The sequence below is a fragment of the Lelliottia sp. RWM.1 genome, assembly GCF_016859735.1.
Classification (GTDB): Bacteria; Pseudomonadota; Gammaproteobacteria; order Enterobacterales; family Enterobacteriaceae; genus Enterobacter.
The window spans coordinates 13199-37769 of the sequence record NZ_WLVC01000026.1 but is presented as its reverse complement, the minus strand read 5'-3'; the positions used below and the strand labels follow the sequence as shown (position 1 = coordinate 37769).

Genomic DNA, 24571 nt, shown 5'->3' with positions numbered 1-24571 from the left:
ACACTATAGCGCAATTGAATGTGGGGAGAAGAGAGAAACTGGCGCGACAGAACGCCGCGCCGAAGAGATCAGAAACCTGCGCTTACACCAACATACGGACCATCAGCCAGTGCGTTGTCACGATTACCATCTTTACCGGCGAGGTTCAGATAACGGTAACCCGCTTCAACAGTGATAGGACGCATAATCGTCCAGCGTGCTCCTGCGTTAGCTTCTTCATAGCTGTCGATACCGCTGGAGAGCGAATCAGGAGAGTAGTAGTACTCACCGAACAGGCCGAAGCTGTCGCCGATTTTCCATTGCAGACCGCCGCCAACAGCCGCCGCGTAGCCTTCATCACCGTTATTCGGATTGGTATAAATGCCTTTGCCACCAACCGTTGCCAGGAATGGCCCCAGTGGAATATTCAGACCCAGGCCGAGGCTAGCCGCATCACCGTCGTCATCGTTATGCGTCCAGTTACCTGTCATCGCCAGACCGGAGGTTTCCGTCCCCAGTCCAAAACCGAGGTTGGTGTAGTCCTTGCCTGCCTGACCGCTAAAAGAAATGGCGTTAGCCGCCGCTGAAACAAACATCAGGCCACCAAGACCCAGTAATGCCACTTTTTTCATTGTCGTGATCCCACACAATTTAATTAGAGATGCTCCAAAACCGCGAGATTTTAACCCGAGGCTCTCCGGGATCAAGCGCTCTGCGTGCGCCAGACAATAAGTTTGTAACGATTTGATACCACGGAAGATGTTGCTAGCCCTTCAGCGATGCATTCACCCACTGCTGCAATGCACGACGCGAAATCTTAATTCCCCCGTTTTTGAGTTCAGCAGGAAGGATCAACCAGTGAACAGGCTGCTGAAAACGCGCCAGTCTGTCATTTACCCAGACCGGGAATTGCGTAATGTCCGCACCGGGTTCGCACTCCACCACAGCAACGGGACGCTGCCCAAACTCAGCATCGTCCAGCGGGACAATAAACACCTGGCTTATCTGCGGATGCGTGGCAATAACACGCTCCAGTGTTTCTGGCTGGATCCCTTCTCCACCGCTGAAAAAGAGATTATCCATACGACCGAGGATCGTCAGCCGTCCGTCGTGAATTTCACCGCGATCGCGGGTGGCAAACCAGCCCTGCGCATTCACCAGTGGGAGCAGGACGCCATTTCGCCAGTAGCCTGCCGCCATGCTCTGTGCCCTTAGCCAGACTTCCCCTTCGACGACCCGCACATCCCTGCCTGGTAACGCGCAGCCCACATCTGGCTCGCCATCCGCCTCTTTTGCACACACCGTCGAGGCAAACTCAGTCAGACCATAGCCACACCAGGTGAGAATGCCCTGCTCTCGCGCCTTGAGCGTCAGTTCTACCGGGATCGCTGCGCCACCCAACAGCACGGCCTTTAGCACGATGGGGTGCGGCGTATTGAGCAACCGCCAAAGCTGCGTTGGAACCAGCGACGCGTGAGTACAACCCTGCAAAGCCTGCTCCAGCGGCTGCTTTTCGCGCACGGTCAGACGCGCACCGGCCTGCAGCCAGCGCCATAAAATACCCTGACCTGAAACGTGAAAGAGCGGCAGTGACAACAACCAGTCGTCCTCACCGCGATAGGACATCAGCGCCAGAACGCCTTTCGCACTGGCAAGATGGGCTGCACACGTGTGTACAGCGGCTTTTGGCAACCCGGTAGAGCCGGAAGTCAGCGTCATCGAGGCCAGGCGTTCCGGCTGCCATGCCACGCTGTAATGCCCCGGTTCTTCACGCATAACCAGCGCAGGCAGGCCGGCAAACGCCCCGTTCAGTACCAGCGAAAAACGCAATGTCATCTGAGGCAACAACACATCCAGGAGTGGATGCGGCAACTGCGGATTAACCGGTAAAACGCGCGCGCCACATTGCAGCAGAGCAAGCCACGCCAGTAGCGTTTGTGGATGGTTGTGGGCAAGCAGCATCACACCGTCACCCTCATTCACACCCTGCGAATGAAAACCGGTGGCAAGACGATCTACACGCTCACACAACTGCTGCCAGTTAAGCGACTCATCATCCAGGCGCAGCGCTGGCTGAGAGGCAAAATGCGCGCACCAGTGCCGCCACGGCCAGTCGGGAAAACTCATCGCAATGGCTCCAGCGCCTCAATACCCAGACATGGAAGCGAACTCCCCGGCCATTGACGAATGAGCTGCGCCTGCATCAGATTCAGCGTATCCAGCCCTGGTGTGGTATTTGGCGTTAACCAGGCGGCAATGCGCGCCAGCTGCGTCAGGCCAAGACTGGATTCAATGGATGAACTGATGACGGCCGTCAGACCGCAAGCGCGCGCAGAGAGGACCTGTTCGCGGATCTTTTCCAGGCTCCCCGTCAACGTTGGTTTGATGACCACCGCACTGACGCCCGGCTCAGCATCAAACCGGAAATCCGCTTCACGCAGGCTCTCGTCCCAGGCGATAGCAATTCCGGTTTCCTGGGCGAAAGCACGCGAATCATCACGGGTTTTACAGGGTTCTTCCAGAAACGCAATGCGGTTGCGCCAGGCCGGATTGACGTATTTCGCAAATTGCTGTGCTTTCAGCGGGGTCCATGCGCGGTTGGCATCCAGACGCAGGTGAAGATCAGGAGTCGCTTCCAGCAGCAGGTTTACCACCATCCCGTCACGAACGGCCTCATACAACCCGACTTTGATCTTCGCCACTTTCTCACCTGGCATGGCGGAAAGCAGTGCGAAGAGTTCATCCGGATCACCGGTACACAATGGCGCAGCATGATAATTCGCCTCAGCAGGCAAACTGCCGCTCAGTTCTGCCAGAGCGCAGCTGATCCCGAACGCTGCCGACGGGATATCGGGCAACGAAGGGTTGGCCCCATCTCGCCAGGCATCCACCCATGACATCAATGCCGTCTGAGCATCATCCATCGACTCCTGGCTGAACCCCGGAAGTGGCGAAATCTCGCCCCATCCATTCCGTTCGCCTTGCTGCAAATGAACGAAAAGCCCCTCACGGGTTTTTAACCGCCGTTCACGCAGCACCACGCCCGCGTCCATCGGTATCTGCCAGCGGTAAACCTGCGCGCCACGCATTATGGGTTCCGTTTGTATTTGCTGAAGTCTGGCTGGCGTTTTTCGTTAAACGCGTTGCGCCCTTCCTGACCTTCTTCGGTCATGTAGAACAGCATTGTGGCGTTACCGGCCAGCTCTTGCAGACCCGCCTGACCATCGCAGTCGGCATTCAGTGCAGCTTTCAGGCAGCGCAGTGCCATCGGGCTGTTTTGCAGCATTTCGCGACACCAGCGGACGGTCTCTTTTTCGAGGTCGGCAATAGGCACAACGGTGTTGACCAGGCCCATATCCAGCGCTTCTTTGGCATTGTACTGACGGCACAGGAACCAGATTTCGCGCGCTTTTTTCTGGCCGACAATACGCGCCATGTAGGATGCCCCCCAGCCGCCATCGAAGGAGCCGACTTTCGGGCCCGTCTGGCCAAAAATGGCGTTCTCAGCTGCGATAGTCAGGTCACACATCATATGGAGCACATGACCGCCACCGATGGAGAAACCTGCGACCATTGCGACAACCGGTTTCGGACAGGTGCGGATCTGGCGCTGGAAATCGAGCACGTTCAGGTGATGTGTACCCGCATCATCCTGGTATCCGCCGTAGTCGCCGCGGACTTTCTGATCGCCACCGGCGCAGAACGCTTTTTCACCTTCACCAGTCAGCACGATCACACCGATATTGTCGTCATAGCGCGCATCTGCCAGCGCCTGGATCATCTCTTTCACGGTCAGTGGACGGAAAGCGTTACGCACCTGCGGACGGTTGATGGTGATTTTAGCAATGCCGTCAGCGGATTTATGGTAGCGAATGTCGGTGTAACCTTCGGAGCAGTCTTGCCATTCAACCGGTGCATAGAGCATGTGTTCATCAGGATAGATCATTGAGAGTCCTTTATTCGAAGACGCAGTATCTGAGCCAGACTCGCGGCAACCGCGTCCGGGTTTTCCCGGTGGGCGTTGTGTCCGGCATTAGGGATCACATGGCATTCGGTGTTCAGTTCCGCCGCAATGGCTGCGAACTTTTCATCACGTTCACCATATAAATAGTAAAAAGGAAAATTGCGCGCGCTGAGCGGCATACGAAGATCGGGCTGGACAGCAAGCGAAGTGGCCAGGAGCATATCCGCCAGATGCATGCCGTGGTTCTGGCTACGCAGGGCGACCAGACCTGTGCGTTGGGCATCCGTCAGGGAGGCAAAAACGGGCTGGTGATACCAGTCGGTAAAAACCTTATCCAGCGGCTCGGAGCGAAAACGTGTCGCCCAGGCCATATCGGACCGGTATCTCGCCTCACGTTCATCAGGGTTCTGTAGACCAGGATGTCCGCCTTCAACGACCAGTCCGCGCAGCCCTGTTGGTTGCTGGCAGGCATGAAACATCGCAATGCGCCCGCCGAGAGAGTACCCCACCAGCCAGTAATTAAGTATGTTGTAACTAAGAAGGGTTCTGGTCAGCAAATCGTTGACCCCATCGAACCCGTTGACGGAAATACCCGCCGAACCGCCGTGTCCCGGCAGATCAAGATATAAACAGCGGTTATCGCTGAGCGGCTCTCCGACAGTCAGCCATTCGCGACAATCACCGGAAAAACCGTGCAAAAAAACAAGCCAGGGAACGCCTGGTTTTCCGGCCTGTTTCACACCTGCAAGGATCACAGTTGGCTTACCTGTGCCAGCAGATTTTGCAAACGCTGAGCGCCATCAGCGTCGTCCACCACCAGCTCGATAAGCGTTGCGCCCGGCTGTCGCCAGGCCTTGTTCAGCGCCGCGTCCAGTTCATCCCAGTTTTCAGGCCGCTGATACTTAAGGCTGAACATGGCCGCCGCATGCTCAAACTGCACGTTTTGCGGCATCAGATAGAAACGCTCACGTTCGCTTTGTGGCGTTGGCAGTAAGGAGAAGATCTGTCCACCATTGTTATTAACCACAATCAATACAAAAGGCGCGGATACCTGCCGCAATAACGCCAGCGCGTTGAGGTCGTACAGGGCAGATAAATCCCCCACGATCGCCAGCGTGGATTTAGCACTGGCACGTTGTACGCCCGCAGCCGTTGAGATCAATCCATCAATGCCACTTGCCCCCCGGTTACTGTAAACCGGGTATCCCGCAGGCAGCTTCGAGAACGCATCAATCAAACGTACGACCAGGCTGTTACCCACAAACAGCTGGCCCTGCTCAGGCAGATACTGATAAATCCGGTGCGCCAGTTCCGCTTCACCAAATCCTTCACACTGCTGTTGAGTGAGTTCCCATGCCCGGCCTGAAAGCGCGGGGATCGCCGTAGCCCAGGGTTTGCGTTTTTCTGCCGGATGCAATTCCAGCCAGGTTTCAATCTCGCTGACCAGACGACGCCCACGATGATGAGCCGGGTCAAGCCGGCCTTCCAGCGGGTCCACCAGCCAGTACTCTTCGGGTGTGCATGTCGCCTGCCACTGAAGAACCCGTTTCCCCGTCAGACTGGAGCCAATCTGTACCACAATTTGCGCCTGCGCGAGTTCAGTCACGGCTTTTGCATTCCCCAGCCAGAGGTCGGCACAGGGGAGCGGTTGTCCGGTTTGCGAGAGTACATCACCGATCAGCGGCCAGCCGAGCATTTGCGCCCATTCAGCCACGCGTTTACCTTCTGAGGCACTCATTCTCCCGGCAACGACGACACCGCGCTTTTGTCGCCAGAAGAACCAGTCGCGCTGCTTTGCACTTTCCAGATGGGTTTGCGCGCGTAGCCACGGCGTTTCACTGTGCCACCAGTCACCAAGCGACTGCTGCCACTCAAGCCCGGTATCGTCCAGTTCACCGTATAACGGCTCGGCAAACGGGCAATTAATATGTAATGCCCCGCTGCGTTGCGAGGCCATTGCCTGATCGAGAGTCGACACCAGCCAGCTTGCCGGAATATCCTGCGTCGGACGAGGTAAAGAGAGGGTCTTCGACGGATGAGAAGCAAATATTCCCGGCTGGCGAATAGCCTGATTTGCCCCACAGTCGATCAGTTCTGGCGGGCGATCGGCGGTCAACAGAACCAGTTTTTCACCGGTCAACCCGGCTTCAATCAGTGCCGGATAGAGATTCGCCACCGCCGTACCCGACGTAACAATCACTGCGACGGGCGCTTGGCTGACTTTCGCCAGCCCCAGGGCCAGATGGCCTAATCCACGCTCATCAAAATGGGTGTGATGAATAAATGCCCGGTTTTCAGCCGCCGCAAGCGTAAGCGGAGTTGAACGGGAGCCCGGTGCAATACACACGTGCCTGACGCCATGGCGAGTCAGGGCTTCAAGGATCACCGCCGCCCAGCGTCGGTTAAAAGAACTTACTGACATGATATTGTCCGGTATCAATAATGTGACACAGTATAAATAATAGGAAAAGATAGAATTTTGATATGAATCGGGAATGTGCGACTCAGTCTTAATCCCTAAGGAGCAGAGTGCGCAACCCTGCGGCTTTATTTTCTATCTCCAGCCACTCCTGTTCAGGGTCAGAGCCACTGACAATCCCGGCGCCTGCATACAGCCGTAATGAAGCGTCGTTGATACGGGCCGAGCGTAGCGCCACGCAAAACTCACTCTGCTCCAGCGATAAATATCCGGCAGATCCGGCATACCACTCTCTGTCGAACGGTTCATTGTTTTGAATAAAATCGCGGGCGGCCTGTCGCGGCAAACCGGCAACCGCAGCAGTCGGTTGCAACACATGCAGGTATTGAGCATCATCCGCTTGTTTTAGTGCTGCCCAGATACAACGGCGCAAATGCTGCACTTTGCGCAGACGAACAATTTGCGCGGGCAGCACTTCCAGCGTCTGTGTATGGTGCTGCAGGCGCTGACAGATATCCTCGACCACCAGCATATTCTCCCGTTGATTCTTATCATCATTCATCAACCATGAGCCTAACTGCTGCGCCTGTTTATCATCAGTGTGGCTGGCTACCGTACCTGCCAACGCCTCTGTTCGTAAAAGCGTACCGCGCCGACGCCACAGGCGCTCAGGCGTGGAACCGAGAAAGGCATTGTTGGCATCAAATACCATGCAGAAATGATAGCAATGTAGATTCAGTGCCCGGCTGGCCGCCATCAATGAAACGGCATTAACCGATTGATTAAATTGCAGATCAGTCGCTCTGGCAAGAACAACTTTTTCAAATGCGCCACGGGAGATGGTCGCCGTTGCGTGGCGGACAAGACGCAACCATTCTGGCCTTGCAGGCAGTTGCGTCTCGCTGAGTACCTGGGCTGCAAGCGCGTCAATTGGCCTGGCGTCAGACAATGTTTGCAAAAAGTCCTGTGCACGCCGGGCATCATCCTGGAGTGACTGCTCACTCCATAACTGCAGACGTAGCGTGGCGATCCCGGCATGGCGCAGCCATAGCAAACGCGGTAAAAATAAACTGCCCTGCTCTGGATTAAACGCATTCAGTCCGCAAATACGGGTGTCGTCACTCGTACCAGAGATGTGCAAAAACTGCCAGGCAGACGCCAGAGAAGAAAAGTGCATGACAGCACCCAGCGCCGCGAGCTCTTCATCGCCACTACGCTGTTGCCAGTAGAATTGAGGATAGCAAACCTGAGCACCCAGCCAGGCCAGCGGATCGAAAGCATCGTTTAACGGGAAAGAGACGTCGAAATGGCGTAAACCGGGTGTAGCCGGAATATCTTGCGCAAGCTGGTTACGCAGACGTTCCAGCGCAATGGAAATCGAATGCACGCGAACCTCTCCCTGTTAAAACCTCGCATTATACGGGGTACTGACGATAAATAGCAGTACCCACGTATAGGGAGTGGTTAACCGTTTAAAGCAGTGTTAACGACGGGCTAGCAGCAACCCCAGCACCAACCCTACGGCAGCACCCGCGCCAATGCCTTGCCAGGGTTTTTCGTGCACATAGTCATCGGCACGGTAAACCGCTCTTTTTGCACGGTAGTAAGTGGTATCAGAAGCCTGACTGACGCGATTTTTGACTTCATGCAACGCCTTCTCTGCACGTGCTTTCAGTTCAATGTATTTTTGATCGGCGGGATCGCCTGAAGAACGTAACACCTCTTCCAGCGTTTCGCTCAGCAGAGCCAGATCGTCATCAATACGGGTATCCCAGGATTGAAAAGACATATTTTTCTCCATGTTAGTACACCAGTTCGCTAACTATAGACAACGACACCCCATCACGCCTGCTTCACTTCACGCGCCATCCCGATATGTGGAATGCCATCTTCATCGTACACATCGGTTACGGGAGCAAACCCAAAGTGGGCATAGAAGGACTGAAGATGAGCCTGGGCCCCCAGGTATAATGCCTTGTCTGGCCACTGTTTTTCACATGATGCCAGCGTTTGCTCCATCAGCCGATAACCGAGTTTTTCACCACGGACCTGGCCGCTGACAATGACACGCCCAATCACGACCGGCTCAAAATCATCGTCACTTTTCAGAATCCTCGCATACGCCACCAGCTCATCATCCTTCCAGCCGAGGATATGCCTGTTCTCCCTCACCAGATCATCACCATCGATGTCCTGATACGGGCAGGTTTGTTCAACCACAAACACTTCACAGCGTAATTTCAGTAAGGCGTACAGCGAATGAATATTCAGCTCACTATGGTGTAAATCTTGCCACTGGATCATGTCAGACTCCTTATTAGGGTTCATCACGTTATACTAAACACTTTCTCATTCGGCAAAGAGCCAGACTGCGTTATGGAACTGATTTTTCTGGGTACGTCCGCCGGCGTGCCAACACGATCACGAAATGTGACCGCCATTCTGCTGGATTTGCAGCACCCGACCCGTAGTGGGCTGTGGTTGTTTGATTGTGGCGAAGGCACGCAGCACCAGTTGCTCCGTACCGCCTATCATCCCGGCAAACTGGATAAAATTTTTATTACGCATTTGCACGGTGATCATCTGTTTGGCTTGCCCGGCCTGCTGTGCAGCCGTTCGATGGCGGGCATTGCTAACCCTGTCACAATCTACGGCCCGGCGGGTATACGCGAGTTTGTCGAAACCACTCTGCGTTTGAGCGGTTCCTGGACCGATTATCCCCTGGAAGTGGTTGAAATTAACGAAGGGCTGGTGTGTGAAGATGCGCTTTATACCGTCACAGCACAGCAGCTTAACCATCCTGTTGAGTGCTATGGTTATCGCATTGAAGAACAGGATAAGCCAGGCACACTGGATGCTGCTGCATTGATTGCCGATGGCGTGAAACCAGGGCCGCTATTCCAGCGCCTGAAGCAAGGTGAAACCATAACGCTGGAGGATGGCCGTCGCATCAGCGGTCTGGATTATCTGTCTGCCCCTCAGCCAGGCAAAAAACTGGCTATTTTTGGCGACACAGCACCTTGTCCTTCAGCCCTGACGCTGGCACAAGGCGTGGATCTGATGGTACATGAAGCCACGCTCGAAGCCGCGATGGAAGAAAAAGCGAATAGTCGTGGCCACAGCTCTACACGCCAGGCAGCCAGCCTTGCCCGCGAAGCTAACGTCAGGAAACTGATGATCACGCATGTCAGCTCACGCTACGATGCTCAGGGCTGTGCAGGCCTGCTGGCCGAGTGCCGTGAGGTGTTTTCCCAATCAGAGCTCGCCGAAGATTTCACTCAGGTCAGCGTTTAACCCTTCACTTTTCCCTCAGGATGCCGATAACGATTAAAAGGCCAGCATTTCACTTGAGGGTAAAATGGATAATTTCCAGAAAGATATTGATGACAGGGCGAATCTGACCCTGTCGAATCGTTTTGAGCTGTTACTGTTCCGTCTCGGCACGTCACTCAATGAAAACAAATCCGAGCTGTTCGGCATTAACGTTTTTAAGCTGCGCGAAATTGTACCTATGCCAGAGTTCACCAAACCTGCTGGCATGAAGTCGCCGTTGATGGGAATGGTGAATATTCGCGATCAGGTGATCCCGGTCATTGACCTGGCGGCAGTAGCGGGCTGTAAACCAACGACCAGGCTGAACATTCTGTTGATCACTGAATACGCCCGTAGCGTACAGGCATTTGCCGTAGAGTCTGTTGAAAACATCATGCGTCTGGACTGGAAACAGGTTCACGCAGCGGAAACCGCCGTCAGCGGCCGCTACATCACCAGCATTGCCTGCCTTGATGAAAAGACCGATACCAACGATCTGGCGATGGTGCTGGATGTTGAACAAATCCTGTATGACATCACCCCGGCGAACCACGATCTGCACGCCACCAACCTGAAAACGACCAAATTCAATATCAAGTCCGGTGCGGTCGCCATTGTTGCGGAAGACTCTAAAGTCGCCCGCTCGATGCTGGAAAAAGGGTTACAGGCAATGGAAATCCCCGCGCAACTGCATATCACAGGCAAAGAAGCATGGGAGAAAATTGGTGTTCTGGCTGCCCAGGCACAGGCGGAAGGTGTACCAATCACTGACAAGATTGCGCTGGTGTTAACTGACCTGGAAATGCCGGAGATGGATGGTTTTACGCTGACGCGCAAAATCAAGACCGATCCGTTCCTCAAGGATATTCCTGTGGTGATCCACTCCTCACTTTCTGGCAATGCCAACGAAGATCACATTCGTAAGGTAAAAGCAGATGGGTATGTGGCGAAATTCGAGCTGAACGAGCTGTCATCCGTCATTGAGGAAGTGCTGGAGCGTTCGGTGAAGAAAATAGAGGGACCGTTGATTAGCAGGAAGCAGTTGGCTTAGGTTCGGCGTAGGCGGGTGTCATCACCCCCTCTCCTCTCAGGGGAGAGGACGCAAACCATAAAAAAACCCGCCGAGGCGGGTTTTTTGTTTTTAGCTTGCTTACATCAGCGGCATCGCATGCTGCACGATGGTGATAAGCGGCTGTGGGTAAATGCCGAAGATCAGCACCAGCAGCGCGGAAATCAGTACCACAATACCACCCGCACTGTATTGCCAGTTGGTTGGTGCATCACGGTTGAGTTGCTGAGGTGCACTCAGGTACAGACTCACCGCCACACGCAGGTAGTAGTACAAACCAATCGCGGAGCCAATAACCACGCCCGCAGTCAACCACCACAGACCCGCATTCACACCAACGGCCAGCACGTAGAATTTACCGATAAAGCCCAGCGTCATCGGAATACCGGCCAAAGACAGCATCATCACCGTCATCACCGCAGACAGAATCGGACGATGCCAGAACAGGCCACGGTAGGAGAACAGAGAGTCCGCATCCGGACCACGGTAAGGGCTGGACATCAGACTTACCACACCGAACGCACCAAGGCTGCTGAACAGATAACCGGCCAGATAAACGCCCACCGCTTCCATTGACATCTCACCGCTTTGCAGCGCAATCAGTGCCACCAGCAGGTAGCCCAGATGAGAGATAGAGGAGTAGCCCAGCAGACGTTTGATGTTGGTCTGGCTCAGCGCCATCAGGTTACCGAAGATGATGGAAACGAACGCGATAATGCCAAGCACAACACGAACCGCTTCGCTATCGCCCACTGGCGCGTACAGGAACAGACGCATTACCACACCGAAGATAGCAATTTTGCTTGCTGTCGCCAGGAAGGTAGAGACCGGAGCCGGAGCCCCCTGGTATACGTCTGGCGTCCACAGGTGGAACGGAACCAGAGAGAGTTTAAAGCCGAGGCCAACAATCATCATGCCCAGACCAGCCAACAGCAGCGGCTCATGCAGCATACCGTCGCCGAGGCTCTTGCCAAGCGCCACGAAAGAGAGGTTACCGGACTGAGCGTAAATCAGCGCAATACCAAACAGCAGGAACGATGAGGCCGCCGCTGACAGGATGGTGTATTTGATGCTTGCTTCCAGAGAACGCTTCTGACGGAAGGCGTAACCAATCAGGCCGAACAGCGGCAGAGAGATTAGCTCAATACCGAGGAACAGGGCCGCCAGGTGGTTCGCGTTTGCCAACAGAATGCCACCCAGAGCAGCAATCAGAACCAGCAGGTAAAACTCTTCTTTATTGTCGTTGTAACCTTCAAGCCACGGATATGCAAAGGTACAGGTTGACAGGCTCGCCAGCAAAACCAGACCGGTATAAAGCATGGCATAGCCGTCAACACGCATCAGAGGCGTGACATCCATCGCGCCCGCCTGGCCAACAAACCAGAGGGAAACTAGCGCGGCGTTCAAACCCAGAACCGACAGCGTCGCATTCAGGAAGTGATTGCGTCGCCACGCAATGGAGAGCATCACAACCACCACCGTCAATCCGACGATCAGCAGCGGTAGCAGCGCGATCAGTTGTTGTGGAGTTATTGTCATGGCGAATTACGGCCTTGTAGTAGAAACGGAATTAACAAACCACTGCTGGATATTCCCCATCGCGGAGTGCGAGGTATCCAGAATCGGCTGCGGGAAGAAGCCCAACAGCACCAGCAGTACGACCAGCAGCAAGATGATGAACAGCTCACGCAGCGACATCCCCGGCAGTTCTTGTGCAGCAATTTCGCTCTTCGCTTTACCGAAGTAGGCACGGTGCAGCATCGCCAGCGAGTACACTGACGCGAACACCAGACCAAAGGTGGAAATCACGGTAATCACCGGAACCACTTTGAAGCTGCCGAACAGAATCATAAATTCGCCGACGAAGTTACCGGTTCCCGGCATACCTAAAGTCGCCACTGCGAAGAACATGGACAGCGCAGGCAACCATTTCATTTTGCCCCACAGTCCACCCATCATACGCATATCACGGGTGTGCAGACGTTCGTACAGCTGACCACACAGAATAAAGAGACCTGCTGCGGACAGACCGTGCGCAATCATCTGAATCACCGCGCCCTGGTACGCCAGTTGGCTGCCGGTGTAGATCGCAATCAGCACGAAGCCCATATGGGAAACGGAGGTGTACGCAATCAAACGTTTGATGTCGTACTGGGTGAAGGCCATCCATGCACCGTAGAAGATACCGATCACACCGAGCCACATGGCAATCGGCGCAAACTCAGCGGAGGCGTTCGGGAACAACGGCAGTGCGAAGCGCAGCAGACCGTAGGCAGCGGTTTTCAGCAAAATCCCTGCGAGGTCAACAGAACCTGCGGTTGGCGCCTGGGAGTGCGCATCCGGCAGCCAGCCATGCAGCGGAACCACGGGCATTTTCACCGCAAAAGCAATGAAGAAGCCCAGCATCAGCAGATATTCAACACCGTGAGACATCGGCGTTTTCAGCAGTTGTTCGTAGTTGAATGTCCAGACACCGGTCGCATTGTAGTGCACGAACACCAGCGCCAGGATAGCAATCAACATCACCAGACCACTCGCCTGGGTATAGATGAAGAACTTGGTCGCCGCCGTGATACGCGTTTTACCGTCGGATGCTTTATGGCCCCACAGCGCGATCAGGAAGTACATCGGAACCAGCATCATCTCCCAGAAGAAGAAGAACAGGAACATGTCGATGGCCAGGAACACGCCGATGACGCCACCCAGGATCCACATCAGGTTCAGGTGGAAGAAGCCCTGGTATTTTTCGATTTCTCGCCAGGAACACAACACCGCCAGAACGCCGAGAAGACCGGTCAGCACGACCATCAGCAGCGACAGACCATCAATCGCCAGATGGATCGTAATACCAAAGCGTGGGATCCACGGCAGGATAAATTCAGACTGCCACTGAGGGATACCCGCAGATTGGGTCAGAGAATAACCTCCCTGCATCCACAGTTGCAGGCCAAGCGCGAGCGTCAATCCCATAGTAATCAGCGCAATCCAGCGCGGCATCTTCACGCCAAAGCGTTCAGTCTGCCAGCACAGGAAGCCGCCGATGAAGGGAATTAATATTAGCCAGGGTAGTAACATGGCGATTTACATTCCTTTTTAAGGCCCCCAGCAGGGGCCTGATTTTCAACGAATTCGAATAAAATTCACTTTACGATCAACGCAAGACCATCAGCAGCGCCAGCACGACAACCGCACCGATGCTCATGGAGGCCACATACCAGCGCAGATACCCATTCTCACTCAGCAACAGGCCTTTACCTGCAAAGCGAGAAAGGATGGCCGGGATGTTCATCATCGCGTTCATCGGATCGCGTTTCAGCAGCCACGCAATGCCCAGGAACGGTTTAACGAAGACTTTGTCGTACAGCCAGTCGAAGCCCCACGCGTTGTACCACCATGTGCCCAGCAAGCGGCCTGGCGCACTGTTGGCAACCGCGGTGACCAGAGTACGTTTGCCCAGCCACAGCCATGCTGCAATCAGAATGCCCGCGATAGCGACCACACCAGAGGTGATTTCAAGCGTCAGAACGCGACCGTGCTCAAGCTCGGTTGTTGCCGGCAGTACGCCCTGCAACGGTGGCACAATCATCGCGCCAACGAAGGTAGACAGTACCAGCAGCACAATCAGCGGCAGATGGTGAGTAATCCCCTTCCCTGCATGAGCGTGAATTTGTTCTTTACCGTGGAATACAATGAAAATCATACGGAAGGTATACAGAGAGGTCATGAATGCACCGACCAGACCTGCAACCATCAGATTGATATGACCATTCGCCATGGCCCCTGCAAGGATTTCGTCCTTACTGAAGAAGCCTGCCGTGATCAGCGGCAGTGCCGCCAGCGCTGCGCCCCCCACCAGGAAGCAGAGATAAACCAGCGGAATGGACTTACGCAGACCGCCCATTTTGAAGATATTCTGCTCGTGGTGACAGGCCAGAATCACGGAACCCGATGACAGGAACAGCAGCGCTTTAAAGAACGCATGCGTCATCAGGTGGAAAATCGCCGCATCCCATGCCTGAACACCCAGCGCCAGGAACATATAACCAATCTGGCTCATGGTGGAGTAAGCGAGAACACGTTTGATGTCGGTCTGAACCAGCGCAGCGAAGCCCGCCAACACCAGCGTGACCGCACCCACGATGCCGACCAGATGCAGAATTTCCGGGGTCATCAGGAACAGACCATGGGTACGGGCAATCAGATAGACACCCGCAGTAACCATGGTGGCTGCGTGGATCAGCGCCGAGACAGGTGTTGGACCAGCCATTGCATCAGCAAGCCATGTCTGCAATGGCAGCTGCGCGGATTTACCGACAGCACCACCCAGCAGCATCAGCGTTGCCCACATGAGCATATTATTGCCTGCTTCGAAGTGCGCCGGAGCCAGTTCCACCATTTCGCGGAAGTTCAGCGTACCCAGTTCGTTGTAGAGAATGAACAGTGCGAAGGCGAGGAAGACGTCACCCACGCGGGTCACGACGAACGCTTTCATCGCCGCTGCGCCATTCTTCGGATCGGTGTAGTAGAAACCGATCAGCAGGTAAGAGCAGAGACCCACGCCTTCCCAGCCGAGATACATCAGCAGCAGGTTATCAGCCAGCACCAGAACAACCATGCTGGCGATAAACAGGTTGGTATAAGCGAAGAAGCGGGAGTACCCCTCTTCACCGCGCATATACCAGGACGCGAACATGTGGATCAGGAAGCCAACACCGGTAACCACGGAGAGCATGGTCAGAGACAGACCATCCAGCACCAGGTTGAAACCGATGTTGAAATCGCCGACCGACATCCAGGTCCACAGCGGCACGCTGAACGCCTGCCTGCCGTTGTTAAAGAAGTCGATACCCGCGTACGCTGTCACCAGCGCCGCCAAACCGATAGAGCCAATACCAACAGTTGCGGACAGATTCTCAGACCAACGGCCACGAGAAAATGCCAACAGCACGAAGCCAATCAGCGGAAAAATAATGGTTAAGGCAAGCATGTTCATCCACGCAACTCACTTACTGAATCGATGTTCAGGTTCTGGCGGCGACGATGGAGCTGTAGCAACAGCGCCAGGCCAATACTCGCTTCCGCAGCCGCAAGGCTGATGGCGAGGATATACATCACCTGACCATCGGTCTGGCCCCAGTAGCTACCCGCGACCACAAAGGCCAGCGCGGAGGCGTTGATCATGATTTCCAGCCCAATCAGCATAAACAGCAGGTTGCGACGGATAACCAGACCGGTCAGACCCAGAACGAATAAAATCGCAGCGAGGATCAGTCCATGTGTTAAGGGGATCATGCGCGCTCCTCCGTTTTTCTTTTCGCGCGGTCATCTGTGCGGTTGCTCAGCACTTCGCCCACACGCTCTTCACGGCCCACGTGGAAGGCAACAACCAAGCCTGCCAGCAGCAGCATCGAGGCCAGCTCAACCGCCAGGACGTATGGACCAAACAGTGAGATACCCACTTCTTTGGCGCTGATTGGTGTGCCATCGATACCCTGGTCGTTTACCCCCAAAATGGCGTAAACAATCACGACCAGCATGATTGCCGACAGAATCGCCGGTCCAATCCAGACTTGCGGCTTCAGCCACTGACGTTCCTGCTCAATTTCGGAGCCGCCCAGATTCAGCATCATGACCACGAAGACGAACAGAACCATAATGGCGCCAGCGTAGACGATAATTTCCAGTGCACCCGCGAAGTGTGCGCCCAGCGCAAAGAACACCCCGGAAATGGCCAGCAGCGAAATGATTAAGTAAAGCAACGCGTGCACCGGATTGGTGTGCGTAATCACTCGCAACGTAGCCAGGATGGCGATAAGGCCACAGATATAAAAAGCGAATTCCATTGCCCTCTCCTTACGGTAACAGGCTCTTGACGTCGATAGGCTTAGCTTCGTTCTCTGCTTCGCCTTTATCTTTGCCGTCGATTGCCATACCCGCCATCCGGTAGAAGTTATATTCCGGGTATTTGCCCGGACCGGAAATCAGCAGATCCTCTTTTTCGTACACCAGATCCTGACGCTTATACTCACCCAGTTCGAAGTCTGGAGTCAGCTGAATCGCCGTGGTTGGGCACGCTTCTTCACACAGGCCGCAGAAAATGCAGCGCGAGAAGTTGATGCGGAAGAATTCCGGATACCAGCGGCCATCTACCGTCTCTGCTTTTTGCAGAGAGATACAGCCTACCGGGCACGCTACCGCACACAGGTTACAGGCAACGCAGCGCTCCGCACCGTCCGGATCGCGCGTCAGCACAATACGGCCACGGTAGCGCGGCGGAAGATATACCGGTTCTTCCGGGTACATCTGGGTTTCGCGTTTGGCAAACGCGTGTAGGCCGATCATCCAGATACTGCGGATCTGGGTCCCGGCGCCTACCAATAGTTCTTTTAAGGTCATGGTCTATAGCCCCTTATGGCTGCTGCCAGAGAATGACAGCCGCCGTTACCAGCAAGTTGACGAGCGTTAACGGCAGGCAAACTTTCCAGCCGAAGGACATTACCTGGTCATAACGTGGACGGGGTAATGACGCGCGAATCAAAATAAACATCATCATGAAGAACGCGGTTTTCAGCGCGAACCAGATGAACGGCGGTAAGAACGGGCCATGCCAGCCACCAAAGAACAGCGTTACCATCAACGCGGAAATGGTGACAATACCAATGTACTCGCCCACGAAGAACAGACCGAATTTCATCCCGGAGTATTCAATGTGGTAACCGTCGGCCAGTTCCTGTTCGGCTTCTGGCTGGTCAAACGGGTGACGGTGACACACTGCCACCCCCGCAATTGCAAAGGTTACAAAACCAAAGAACTGCGGGATAACGTTCCAGATGTCGGCCTGGTTGTTGACGATGTCAGTCATGTTAAATGAACCGGCCTGCGCCACTACGCCCATCAGGGAAAGACCCAGGAACACTTCGTAGCTGAGCGTCTGCGCGGAAGCACGCATCGCACCCAGCAGGGAGTATTTGTTGTTACTGGACCAACCGGCAAACAGTACCGCGTAGACCGCGAGGCCTGCCATCATCAGGAAGAACAGAATGCCGATGTTCAGGTCAGCCACAACCCAGGTCGGGCTGACAGGAACGATAGCAAACGCCAGCAGCAGCGAGGTGAAGGCGATCATTGGAGCAAGCGTAAAGATGACGCGATCCGAGAAACGTGGGATCCAGTCCTCTTTAAAGAACATCTTGATCATGTCCGCAACCAGCTGGAGTGAACCACCCCAGCCCACGCGGTTAGGTCCGTAACGGTTCTGGAACAGACCGAGCAGACGACGTTCGCCAAAGCTCATGAACGCGCCACAGGTGACAACCACCAGCAGAATGACCACCGCCTTGAGAATGCTAATCAGAATGTCGATGAGATCCGGCGTTAACCAACTCATGCTTGTGCCTCCTGCAGATTATCCAGACGTGCGCCCGCCAGCACCGGAGCGATGCCCGGCATACCCATCGGCAGACCCACCTGACCCGCACTCAGAGCATCAGAAATGATCAGCGGCAAGCTGATTGTCTGACCTTCAACACTAAAGGAGATGTTCGATCCCGCATTCACGCCAAGCTTCGCGGCATCTGCCGCATTAAGCTTGATATAAGGCTTCGGCATACGCTGCTGGAAGACTGGAGAACGCTGGGACATCTCGTCACTACCAAACAGATGGTAGTACGGCGCGATACGCCAGTTGCCTTCCTGCGCTTCGAAGCTCGCCGGAACAGCAGTGAAATACTCCAACCCGGCGTCGGTCGCTTCGATCAGGCGGACACCCGGATCGCCATGACGTAAGGAGCCACCCACCTCAGCCTGGAATTTGTTCCATGCCTGCGGGGAGTTCCAGCCCGGAGCCCATGCAAATGGAACCTGTGAGCGAGGTGCTGACGGCTGGTTGTTCCCTTCCATCGAGAAGGCGAACATCGTGTCTTTATCCTGCGGCTGACGAGGTTCATGCACGCTGATGTTCGCACGCATTGCGGTACGACCACTGTAACGATGCGGTTCACGCGCCAGTTTCTGACCGCGAATGCGGAAGGTTGCGTCAGGCGCAGCATCTTTAATGCCAGCCAGTTGAGGCAGTTTCTCTACCACCGCGTCGATAACGTGGTCGAGTTGTGTCCAGTCCACCTCACGGCTCTGCACAGTGCTGTGCAGGGAGTGAAGCCAGCGCCAGCTTTCAAGCATCACGGTGTTGCTGTCGTAGTACGCTGGGTCATAAACCTGGAAGAAACGCTGGGCGCGGCCTTCGTTGTTGATAACCGTACCGTCGCTTTCTGCAAAACTTGCCGCAGAGAGCACCAGATGCGCTTTATCCATGATGGCCGTACGCTGATGGTCGATAACCATCACCAATGGTGCTTTAGAGAGCGCGGCGTCAACGCGTGCTGCAGAAGCATGACGATGCAGGTCGTTTTCCAGCACCACAACGGCGTCAGCAGAACCGGATTCCAGTTCACTTAACGCAGCTTCCAGAGAACCACCGCCAATCATACCCAGACCGATGCTGTTCACCGCGCGGGCAATCATGGTTACGCCAACATCCGCACCGCGACCTTTCAGGGCTTTAGCAACGTTTGCTGCCGCCTGAACGATCTCAGTGCTTCCTGCGTTTGTACCGGAAACGATCAGAGGTTTCTTCGCACCCGCCAGAGCCTGCACGATCACGTCGATCTTATTTTGCAAGTCACGATCCAGTCCTTCAACGGCTGGCGCGCTGTTATCCAGCGCATGTGCTATCGCAAAACCAAGGCGCGCCTGATCTTCAACCGGTGCGCAGTAAGTCCACGCAGCGATATCGTCCAGACGGGTGTTGTCGACGTTGGTCACAAACAGGGGATGCTTCGCGCGCTGGCCGATATTGAGGATCGCCGCAATCTGCCAGTCAGCTACTTTCTGTGCTGCTGCCATTTCACGGGCTTTCCCTTTCACTGCCTGACGAACTGCCAGAGCCGCGCGAGCGCCGGTCTGAGTCAGATCTTCACCCAGCACCAGGACCGCATCATAAGATTCAATTTCGCGCAGTGCTGGGGTATGAATACCGCCTTCACGCAGCACTTTCAGTACCAGTTGCAGACGTTCCTGCTCGCCCTGAGCGATACCGGTATAGAAGTTTTCTGCCCCAACCAGTTCACGCAGCGCGAAGTTGCTTTCGATGCTGGCGCGCGGGGAGCCAATACCGATCACCTTCTTAGACTGGCGCAGAATGTCTGCCGCGCCTTGCATCGCCTGTTCAGCGTTCAGGGTGATCAGGTCATCGCCACGGCGTTGAACCGGCTGACGCGGACGGTCTTTCAGGTTCACATAGCCATAGCCGAAACGGCCGCGGTCACACAGGAAGTAGTGGTTAACCGTACCGTTATACCGGTTTTCAATACGACGCAGTTCGCCGTAACGCTCACCGGGACTGGTGTTACAGCCAAGGGAACACTGCTGGCAGATGCTTGGTGCAAACTGCATGTCCCATTTACGGTTGTAACGCTCGGAGTGCGTTTTATCGGTGAATACGCCGGTCGGGCAGATTTCTACCAGGTTACCGGAGAATTCGCTTTCAAGCACTCCGTCTTCCGGACGACCGAAGTAGACGTTGTCATGTGCGCCATACACGCCCAGATCCTGACCGTCTGCATAATCTTTGTAGTAACGCACGCAGCGGTAGCAGGCGATGCAGCGGTTCATTTCGTGAGAGATGAACGGCCCCAGATCCTGGTTACGGTGAGTACGCTTGGTAAAGCGATAGCGACGGAAGCTGTGACCTGTCATCACGGTCATATCCTGAAGATGGCAGTTACCGCCCTCTTCACAGACCGGACAATCGTGTGGGTGGTTAGTCATTAACCATTCCACAACGCTTTCACGGAACTGTTTTGCTTCTTCGTCATCAATAGAGATAAACGTGCCTTCGGTGGCTGGTGTCATACAGGACATGACCAGGCGACCACGCGTGTCTTCCGCGTTTTGATATTGCTTCACCGCACACTGGCGGCAAGCACCGACGCTGCCCAGCGCCGGATGCCAGCAAAAATACGGAATATCGAGGCCAAGAGACAGACAAGCTTCTAGCAGGTTGTCCGCCCCGTTGACTTCGTATTCTTTGCCGTCTACATGAATCGTAGCCATTAGCATGCTTCCAGTTGGCTCAGATTAGCTCTGAGCGTTAATCAAAATTCTGTCTTTACCAGCGCGCTTTCAGCAGGTTCGGCTGAATACCATTGATAGAATGGGTATTGCTGAACGGCTGCTTGATGCCTGCTTCGAATTCGTCGCGGAAATATTTAATCGCGCTTTGCAGCGGCTCAACTGCACCGGGTGCGTGGGCACAGAAGGTTTTGCCTGGACCTAAGAATCGACACAGTTGCTCAAGTGTCTCGATATCGCCAGGCTGACCTTCGCCACGTTCGATAGCACGCAGGATCTTCACGCTCCACGGCAGACCATCACGGCACGGTGTACACCAGCCGCAGGACTCACGGGCGAAGAACTCTTCCAGGTTACGCACCAGCGATACCATGCCAATCTCGTGGTCGACGGCCATCGCCAGCGCCGTACCCAAACGGCTCCCTGCTTTACCAATGCTTTCGAATTCCATTGGCAGATCAAGGTGGGCTTCGGTCAGGAAGTCAGTTCCCGCCCCACCCGGTTGCCAGGCTTTGAATTTCAGCCCATCACGCATGCCCCCAGCATAATCTTCAAGAATCTCACGTGCGGTTGTACCGAACGGCAGTTCCCAGACGCCAGGGTTCTTCACACGACCGGAGAAGCCCATCAGTTTGGTTCCGGCATCTTTGCTTGAAGAGATGCCCTGATACCACTCCACGCCATTTGCGAGAATGGCCGGAACGTTACACAGGGTTTCGACGTTGTTTACACAGGTCGGTTTACCCCATACGCCGGAACTTGCCGGGAACGGTGGCTTGGAACGTGGGTTCGCACGGCGACCTTCGAGGGAGTTAATCAGCGCGGTTTCTTCACCGCAGATGTAACGCCCAGCCCCGGTGTGCACAAACAGTTCAAAGTCAAAACCCGTACCCAGAATATTTTTACCTAACAGACCGGCTTCGGTGGCTTCGGCAATGGCACGACGCAGATTTTCTGCGGCTTCGATATACTCACCGCGCAGGAAAATGTAGCCACGATACGCTTTCAACGCGAACGCAGAGATCAGCATGCCTTCAACCAACAGGTATGGCAGTTGCTCCATTAACAGACGGTCTTTATAGGTTCCCGGCTCCATTTCATCGGCGTTACACAGCAGGTAACGGATGTTCATGGATTCGTCTTTCGGCATCAGGCTCCACTTCAAACCGGTGGAGAAGCCCGCACCGCCTCGCCCTTTCAGGCCAGCGTCTTTAACGACGTTAACGATCTCATCAGGCGCCATCCCGGAGAGAGCTTTACGCGCACCGGCATAACCATTTTTGCTCTGATATTCATCAAGCCATACTGGCTGCTTGTCATCACGCAGACGCCAGGTCAGCGGATGAGTCTCAGCAGTACGAATTACCGTTTTCATTTGTACTGCTCCAGCAGGTCAGGAATGGCTTCCGGCGTCAGATGGCTGTGAGTGTCCTCATCAATCATCATGGTCGGCCCCTTGTCGCAGTTACCCAGGCAGCAGGTTGGCAGCAGAGTAAAACGACCGTCAAACGTGGTTTGGCCAGGTTTGATATCGAGTTTCTTCTCAATCGCAGCCTGAATGCCCTGATAACCGGTGATGTGGCAAACAACGCTGTCACAATAGCGGATCACATGGCGACCAACCGGTTGGCGGAAAATTTGGCTGTAGAACGTGGCGACACCTTCCACATCGCTTGCCGGGATACCCAGCACGCTGGCAATCTCATAGATTGCGCCATCCGGAACCCAACCACGCTGTTTCTGAACGATTTTCAGCGCCTCAATGGACGCTGCACGCGGGTCTTCGTAGTGATGCATTTCGTGCTCAATGGCTGCACGTTCTGCCGCACTCAGCTCAAAAGCCTCGGTTTGTGGTTGTTGATTTTCGTGCATAATTAGCGGTCCACATCTGACATAACAAAATCGATACTACCCAGATACACAATCAGGTCGGAGACCAGACTGCCGCGGATAGCGGCCGGGATCTGCTGCAGGTGCGCATAGCTCGGAGTACGGATACGCGTACGGTAGCTCATGGTGCTGCCATCACTGGTCAGGTAGTAACTGTTAATACCCTTCGTCGCTTCAATCATCTGGAAGGATTCGTTGGCCGGCATAACCGGACCCCATGAAACCTGCAGGAAGTGTGTGATCAGGGTTTCGATATGTTGCAGCGTGCGCTCTTTCGGTGGCGGCGTCGTCAGCGGATGATCGGCTTTGAACGGGCCTTCCGGCATGTTGTTGAGGCACTGCTCAAGGATGCGCAGACTCTGGCGCAACTCTTCCACTTTCAGCATCACGCGGGTATAGCAGTCGGAAACACCGCCGCCAACCGGGACTTCAAAGTCGAAGTTTTCGTAGCCAGAGTAAGGACGGGCTTTACGCACGTCGAAATCAATACCCGTCGCACGCAGGCCAGCACCCGTTGTCCCCCACTCCAGCGCCTCTTTCGCGCCGTAAGCGGCAACCCCCTGAGAACGGCCTTTCAGAATGGTGTTACGCAGTGCTGCTTTTTCGTAAGAGGCCAGACGTTTTGGCATCCAGTCAAGGAACTCACGCAGCAGACGATCCCAGCCGCGTGGCAGGTCATGCGCAACACCACCGATACGGAACCAGGCCGGGTGCATACGGAAACCGGTAATTGCTTCAACCAGATCGTAGATTTTCTGACGATCGGTAAAAGCGAAGAAGACCGGGGTCATTGCACCAACGTCCTGAATGAACGTGGAGATGTAGAGAAGGTGACTGTTGATACGGAACAGTTCAGACAGCATCACGCGAATCACGTTAACGCGATCCGGTGTCACGATACCGGCCAGTTTCTCGACGGCCAGCACGTATGGCATTTCGTTTACGCAACCGCCCAGGTACTCAATACGGTCGGTGTACGGAATGTAACTGTGCCAGGATTGACGCTCACCCATCTTCTCAGCACCACGGTGGTGGTAACCAATATCAGGCACGCAGTCGACAATCTCTTCACCATCAAGCTGGAGAATAATACGGAATGCACCGTGTGCAGATGGGTGGTTCGGGCCGAGGTTAAGGAACATGAAGTCCTCGTTTTCGGTCCCACGTTTCATGCCCCAGTCTTCCGGCTTAAAGGTCAGCGCTTCCATCTCCAGATCCTGTTTGGCTTTAGTCAGCTCAAACGGATCGAATTCGGTAGCGCGCGCCGGGTAATCTTTGCGCAGCGGGTGGCCGGTCCAGGTCTGCGGCATCATGATGCGCGTCAGATGTGGGTGGCCGTCGAAGGTCATACCGAACATTTCCCAGGTTTCACGCTCATACCAGTTAGCGTTCGGGAAAAGTTTGGTGATCGTCGGCAGATGCATGTCGTTTTCAGACAATGCCACCTTGAGCATGATATCCGTATTACGGTCTATTGAGATCAGGTGGTAGAAAACGGAAAAGTCCGCAGCAGGGAGACCCTGGCGGTGCGTACGCAGACGTTCATCCATGCCGTGTAAGTCAAACAGCATGACGTAAGGTTTTGGCAATTTCTTTAAGAAATCGACCACTTCCAGTAATTGCTCACGCTTCACCCAAACAACGGGTACACCGGTGCGGGTGGCCTGAACAGTAAAGGCATCCGGCCCAAAACGGTTGCGCAGTTCGCCAATGACGGGGTCATCAAGATGGTCCCGGGTCTGCCATGCGGCTTCTTGCGCGGTTAAGTCGGTCATATTGTTCACCATTGCAAATGGTCTGTGGTGACTGT

General features: G+C 54.8%; 22 protein-coding genes. 2 read left to right on the top strand and 20 right to left on the bottom strand.

Annotated features, from left to right (window positions below; genetic code table 11):
• Positions 1-68 precede the first annotated feature (68 nt).
• From GF617_RS17365 to GF617_RS17325, 9 genes are all read right to left on the bottom strand, one after another.
• Positions 69-611, bottom strand: a complete 543-nt coding sequence (locus GF617_RS17365; RefSeq protein WP_181620206.1) for a YfaZ family outer membrane protein — start codon at positions 609-611, stop codon at positions 69-71.
• Between the two features lie 133 nt (positions 612-744).
• Positions 745-2106, bottom strand: coding sequence for an o-succinylbenzoate--CoA ligase (gene menE, locus GF617_RS17360; RefSeq protein WP_203452166.1), 1362 nt, complete (start codon positions 2104-2106; stop codon positions 745-747).
• A complete protein-coding gene (gene menC, locus GF617_RS17355) occupies positions 2103-3068 on the bottom strand; it encodes an o-succinylbenzoate synthase (protein ID WP_203452165.1) in 966 nt (321 codons plus the stop codon). The genes menE and menC overlap by 4 nt, the downstream gene beginning before the upstream one ends.
• On the bottom strand, positions 3068-3925 hold the full coding sequence (gene menB, locus GF617_RS17350) for a 1,4-dihydroxy-2-naphthoyl-CoA synthase (protein WP_181620209.1): 858 nt from the start codon (positions 3923-3925) through the stop codon (positions 3068-3070). Before menB ends, menC begins: the two co-directional genes overlap by 1 nt.
• On the bottom strand, positions 3922-4698 hold the full coding sequence (menH, locus tag GF617_RS17345) for a 2-succinyl-6-hydroxy-2,4-cyclohexadiene-1-carboxylate synthase (RefSeq protein WP_203452164.1): 777 nt from the start codon (positions 4696-4698) through the stop codon (positions 3922-3924). The genes menB and menH overlap by 4 nt, the downstream gene beginning before the upstream one ends.
• Positions 4695-6365: a 2-succinyl-5-enolpyruvyl-6-hydroxy-3-cyclohexene-1-carboxylic-acid synthase gene (menD, locus tag GF617_RS17340; protein WP_203452163.1), complete on the bottom strand. Its 1671-nt coding sequence runs from the start codon at positions 6363-6365 to the stop codon at positions 4695-4697. Before menD ends, menH begins: the two co-directional genes overlap by 4 nt.
• An 88-nt stretch (positions 6366-6453) precedes the next feature.
• Complete coding sequence (menF, locus tag GF617_RS17335) at positions 6454-7749, bottom strand: isochorismate synthase MenF (RefSeq protein WP_203452162.1); 1296 nt, start codon at positions 7747-7749, stop codon at positions 6454-6456.
• Positions 7750-7845: 96 nt separating this feature from the next.
• Entirely contained in the window at positions 7846-8151 is a 306-nt protein-coding gene (gene elaB, locus GF617_RS17330) for a stress response protein ElaB (protein ID WP_181620213.1), read from the bottom strand.
• Positions 8152-8204: 53 nt separating this feature from the next.
• A complete protein-coding gene (locus GF617_RS17325; RefSeq protein WP_203452161.1) occupies positions 8205-8666 on the bottom strand; it encodes a GNAT family N-acetyltransferase in 462 nt (153 codons plus the stop codon).
• A gap of 72 nt (positions 8667-8738) precedes the next feature.
• On the opposite strand from GF617_RS17325, the gene rnz reads away from it, so the two are divergent.
• Together rnz and GF617_RS17315 are read left to right on the top strand one after the other, a co-directional pair.
• The gene (gene rnz, locus GF617_RS17320) at positions 8739-9656 is read left to right on the top strand and encodes a ribonuclease Z (RefSeq protein WP_181620215.1); all 918 of its coding nucleotides are present in this window, start codon (positions 8739-8741) and stop codon (positions 9654-9656) included.
• A gap of 64 nt (positions 9657-9720) precedes the next feature.
• Complete coding sequence (locus GF617_RS17315; protein ID WP_203452160.1) at positions 9721-10725, top strand: chemotaxis protein; 1005 nt, start codon at positions 9721-9723, stop codon at positions 10723-10725.
• A gap of 99 nt (positions 10726-10824) precedes the next feature.
• Here the strand turns inward: GF617_RS17315 and nuoN are convergent, their stop codons facing one another.
• The 11 genes from nuoN to nuoC all read right to left on the bottom strand — a co-directional run bounded on the left by nuoN (position 10825) and on the right by nuoC (position 24548).
• Positions 10825-12282 carry an NADH-quinone oxidoreductase subunit NuoN gene (nuoN, locus tag GF617_RS17310; RefSeq protein WP_203452159.1) on the bottom strand — a complete coding sequence of 486 codons (1458 nt, stop codon included), beginning with the start codon at positions 12280-12282 and terminating at the stop codon, positions 10825-10827.
• A 6-nt stretch (positions 12283-12288) separates the two neighbouring features.
• Positions 12289-13818, bottom strand: a complete 1530-nt coding sequence (nuoM, locus tag GF617_RS17305; RefSeq protein ID WP_181620218.1) for an NADH-quinone oxidoreductase subunit M — start codon at positions 13816-13818, stop codon at positions 12289-12291.
• A gap of 76 nt (positions 13819-13894) precedes the next feature.
• Entirely contained in the window at positions 13895-15736 is a 1842-nt protein-coding gene (gene nuoL, locus GF617_RS17300; RefSeq protein WP_181620219.1) for an NADH-quinone oxidoreductase subunit L, read from the bottom strand.
• The gene (gene nuoK / locus GF617_RS17295; protein WP_003861496.1) at positions 15733-16035 is read right to left on the bottom strand and encodes an NADH-quinone oxidoreductase subunit NuoK; all 303 of its coding nucleotides are present in this window, start codon (positions 16033-16035) and stop codon (positions 15733-15735) included. The genes nuoL and nuoK overlap by 4 nt, the downstream gene beginning before the upstream one ends.
• The gene (nuoJ, locus tag GF617_RS17290) at positions 16032-16586 is read right to left on the bottom strand and encodes an NADH-quinone oxidoreductase subunit J (RefSeq protein WP_203452158.1); all 555 of its coding nucleotides are present in this window, start codon (positions 16584-16586) and stop codon (positions 16032-16034) included. The genes nuoK and nuoJ overlap by 4 nt, the downstream gene beginning before the upstream one ends.
• 10 nt (positions 16587-16596) lie before the next feature.
• Positions 16597-17139 carry an NADH-quinone oxidoreductase subunit NuoI gene (gene nuoI / locus GF617_RS17285; protein WP_181620221.1) on the bottom strand — a complete coding sequence of 181 codons (543 nt, stop codon included), beginning with the start codon at positions 17137-17139 and terminating at the stop codon, positions 16597-16599.
• Positions 17140-17152: 13 nt separating this feature from the next.
• Complete coding sequence (nuoH, locus tag GF617_RS17280; protein WP_181620222.1) at positions 17153-18130, bottom strand: NADH-quinone oxidoreductase subunit NuoH; 978 nt, start codon at positions 18128-18130, stop codon at positions 17153-17155.
• On the bottom strand, positions 18127-20853 hold the full coding sequence (nuoG, locus tag GF617_RS17275) for an NADH-quinone oxidoreductase subunit NuoG (RefSeq protein ID WP_203452157.1): 2727 nt from the start codon (positions 20851-20853) through the stop codon (positions 18127-18129). The genes nuoH and nuoG overlap by 4 nt, the downstream gene beginning before the upstream one ends.
• Before the next feature lie 55 nt (positions 20854-20908).
• Complete coding sequence (gene nuoF, locus GF617_RS17270; protein WP_203452156.1) at positions 20909-22246, bottom strand: NADH-quinone oxidoreductase subunit NuoF; 1338 nt, start codon at positions 22244-22246, stop codon at positions 20909-20911.
• Positions 22243-22743: an NADH-quinone oxidoreductase subunit NuoE gene (gene nuoE / locus GF617_RS17265; RefSeq protein ID WP_181620225.1), complete on the bottom strand. Its 501-nt coding sequence runs from the start codon at positions 22741-22743 to the stop codon at positions 22243-22245. The genes nuoF and nuoE overlap by 4 nt, the downstream gene beginning before the upstream one ends.
• A gap of 2 nt (positions 22744-22745) precedes the next feature.
• Complete coding sequence (gene nuoC / locus GF617_RS17260) at positions 22746-24548, bottom strand: NADH-quinone oxidoreductase subunit C/D (RefSeq protein ID WP_181620226.1); 1803 nt, start codon at positions 24546-24548, stop codon at positions 22746-22748.
• Positions 24549-24571: the final 23 nt, after the last annotated feature.

Excerpts from the sequence above, each read along its gene's own strand:
- GF617_RS17365 (WP_181620206.1), bottom strand. The coding sequence starts at position 611 with ATGAAAAAAGTGGCATTACTGGGTCTTGGTGGCCTGATGTTTGTTTCA.
- nuoJ (WP_203452158.1), bottom strand. The coding sequence starts at position 16,586 with ATGGAATTCGCTTTTTATATCTGTGGCCTTATCGCCATCCTGGCTACG.
- nuoG (WP_203452157.1), bottom strand. The coding sequence starts at position 20,853 with ATGGCTACGATTCATGTAGACGGCAAAGAATACGAAGTCAACGGGGCG.
- elaB (WP_181620213.1), bottom strand. The coding sequence starts at position 8,151 with ATGTCTTTTCAATCCTGGGATACCCGTATTGATGACGATCTGGCTCTG.
- menB (WP_181620209.1), bottom strand. The coding sequence starts at position 3,925 with ATGATCTATCCTGATGAACACATGCTCTATGCACCGGTTGAATGGCAA.
- nuoI (WP_181620221.1), bottom strand. The coding sequence starts at position 17,139 with ATGACCTTAAAAGAACTATTGGTAGGCGCCGGGACCCAGATCCGCAGT.
- menC (WP_203452165.1), bottom strand. The coding sequence starts at position 3,068 with ATGCGTGGCGCGCAGGTTTACCGCTGGCAGATACCGATGGACGCGGGC.
- nuoC (WP_181620226.1), bottom strand. The coding sequence starts at position 24,548 with ATGGTGAACAATATGACCGACTTAACCGCGCAAGAAGCCGCATGGCAG.
- rnz (WP_181620215.1), top strand. The coding sequence starts at position 8,739 with ATGGAACTGATTTTTCTGGGTACGTCCGCCGGCGTGCCAACACGATCA.
- menD (WP_203452163.1), bottom strand. The coding sequence starts at position 6,365 with ATGTCAGTAAGTTCTTTTAACCGACGCTGGGCGGCGGTGATCCTTGAA.
- nuoF (WP_203452156.1), bottom strand. The coding sequence starts at position 22,246 with ATGAAAACGGTAATTCGTACTGCTGAGACTCATCCGCTGACCTGGCGT.
- nuoM (WP_181620218.1), bottom strand. The coding sequence starts at position 13,818 with ATGTTACTACCCTGGCTAATATTAATTCCCTTCATCGGCGGCTTCCTG.
- nuoH (WP_181620222.1), bottom strand. The coding sequence starts at position 18,130 with ATGAGTTGGTTAACGCCGGATCTCATCGACATTCTGATTAGCATTCTC.
- nuoL (WP_181620219.1), bottom strand. The coding sequence starts at position 15,736 with ATGAACATGCTTGCCTTAACCATTATTTTTCCGCTGATTGGCTTCGTG.
- menE (WP_203452166.1), bottom strand. The coding sequence starts at position 2,106 with ATGAGTTTTCCCGACTGGCCGTGGCGGCACTGGTGCGCGCATTTTGCC.
- nuoE (WP_181620225.1), bottom strand. The coding sequence starts at position 22,743 with ATGCACGAAAATCAACAACCACAAACCGAGGCTTTTGAGCTGAGTGCG.
- nuoN (WP_203452159.1), bottom strand. The coding sequence starts at position 12,282 with ATGACAATAACTCCACAACAACTGATCGCGCTGCTACCGCTGCTGATC.
- nuoK (WP_003861496.1), bottom strand. The coding sequence starts at position 16,035 with ATGATCCCCTTAACACATGGACTGATCCTCGCTGCGATTTTATTCGTT.
- GF617_RS17315 (WP_203452160.1), top strand. The coding sequence starts at position 9,721 with ATGGATAATTTCCAGAAAGATATTGATGACAGGGCGAATCTGACCCTG.
- GF617_RS17325 (WP_203452161.1), bottom strand. The coding sequence starts at position 8,666 with ATGATCCAGTGGCAAGATTTACACCATAGTGAGCTGAATATTCATTCG.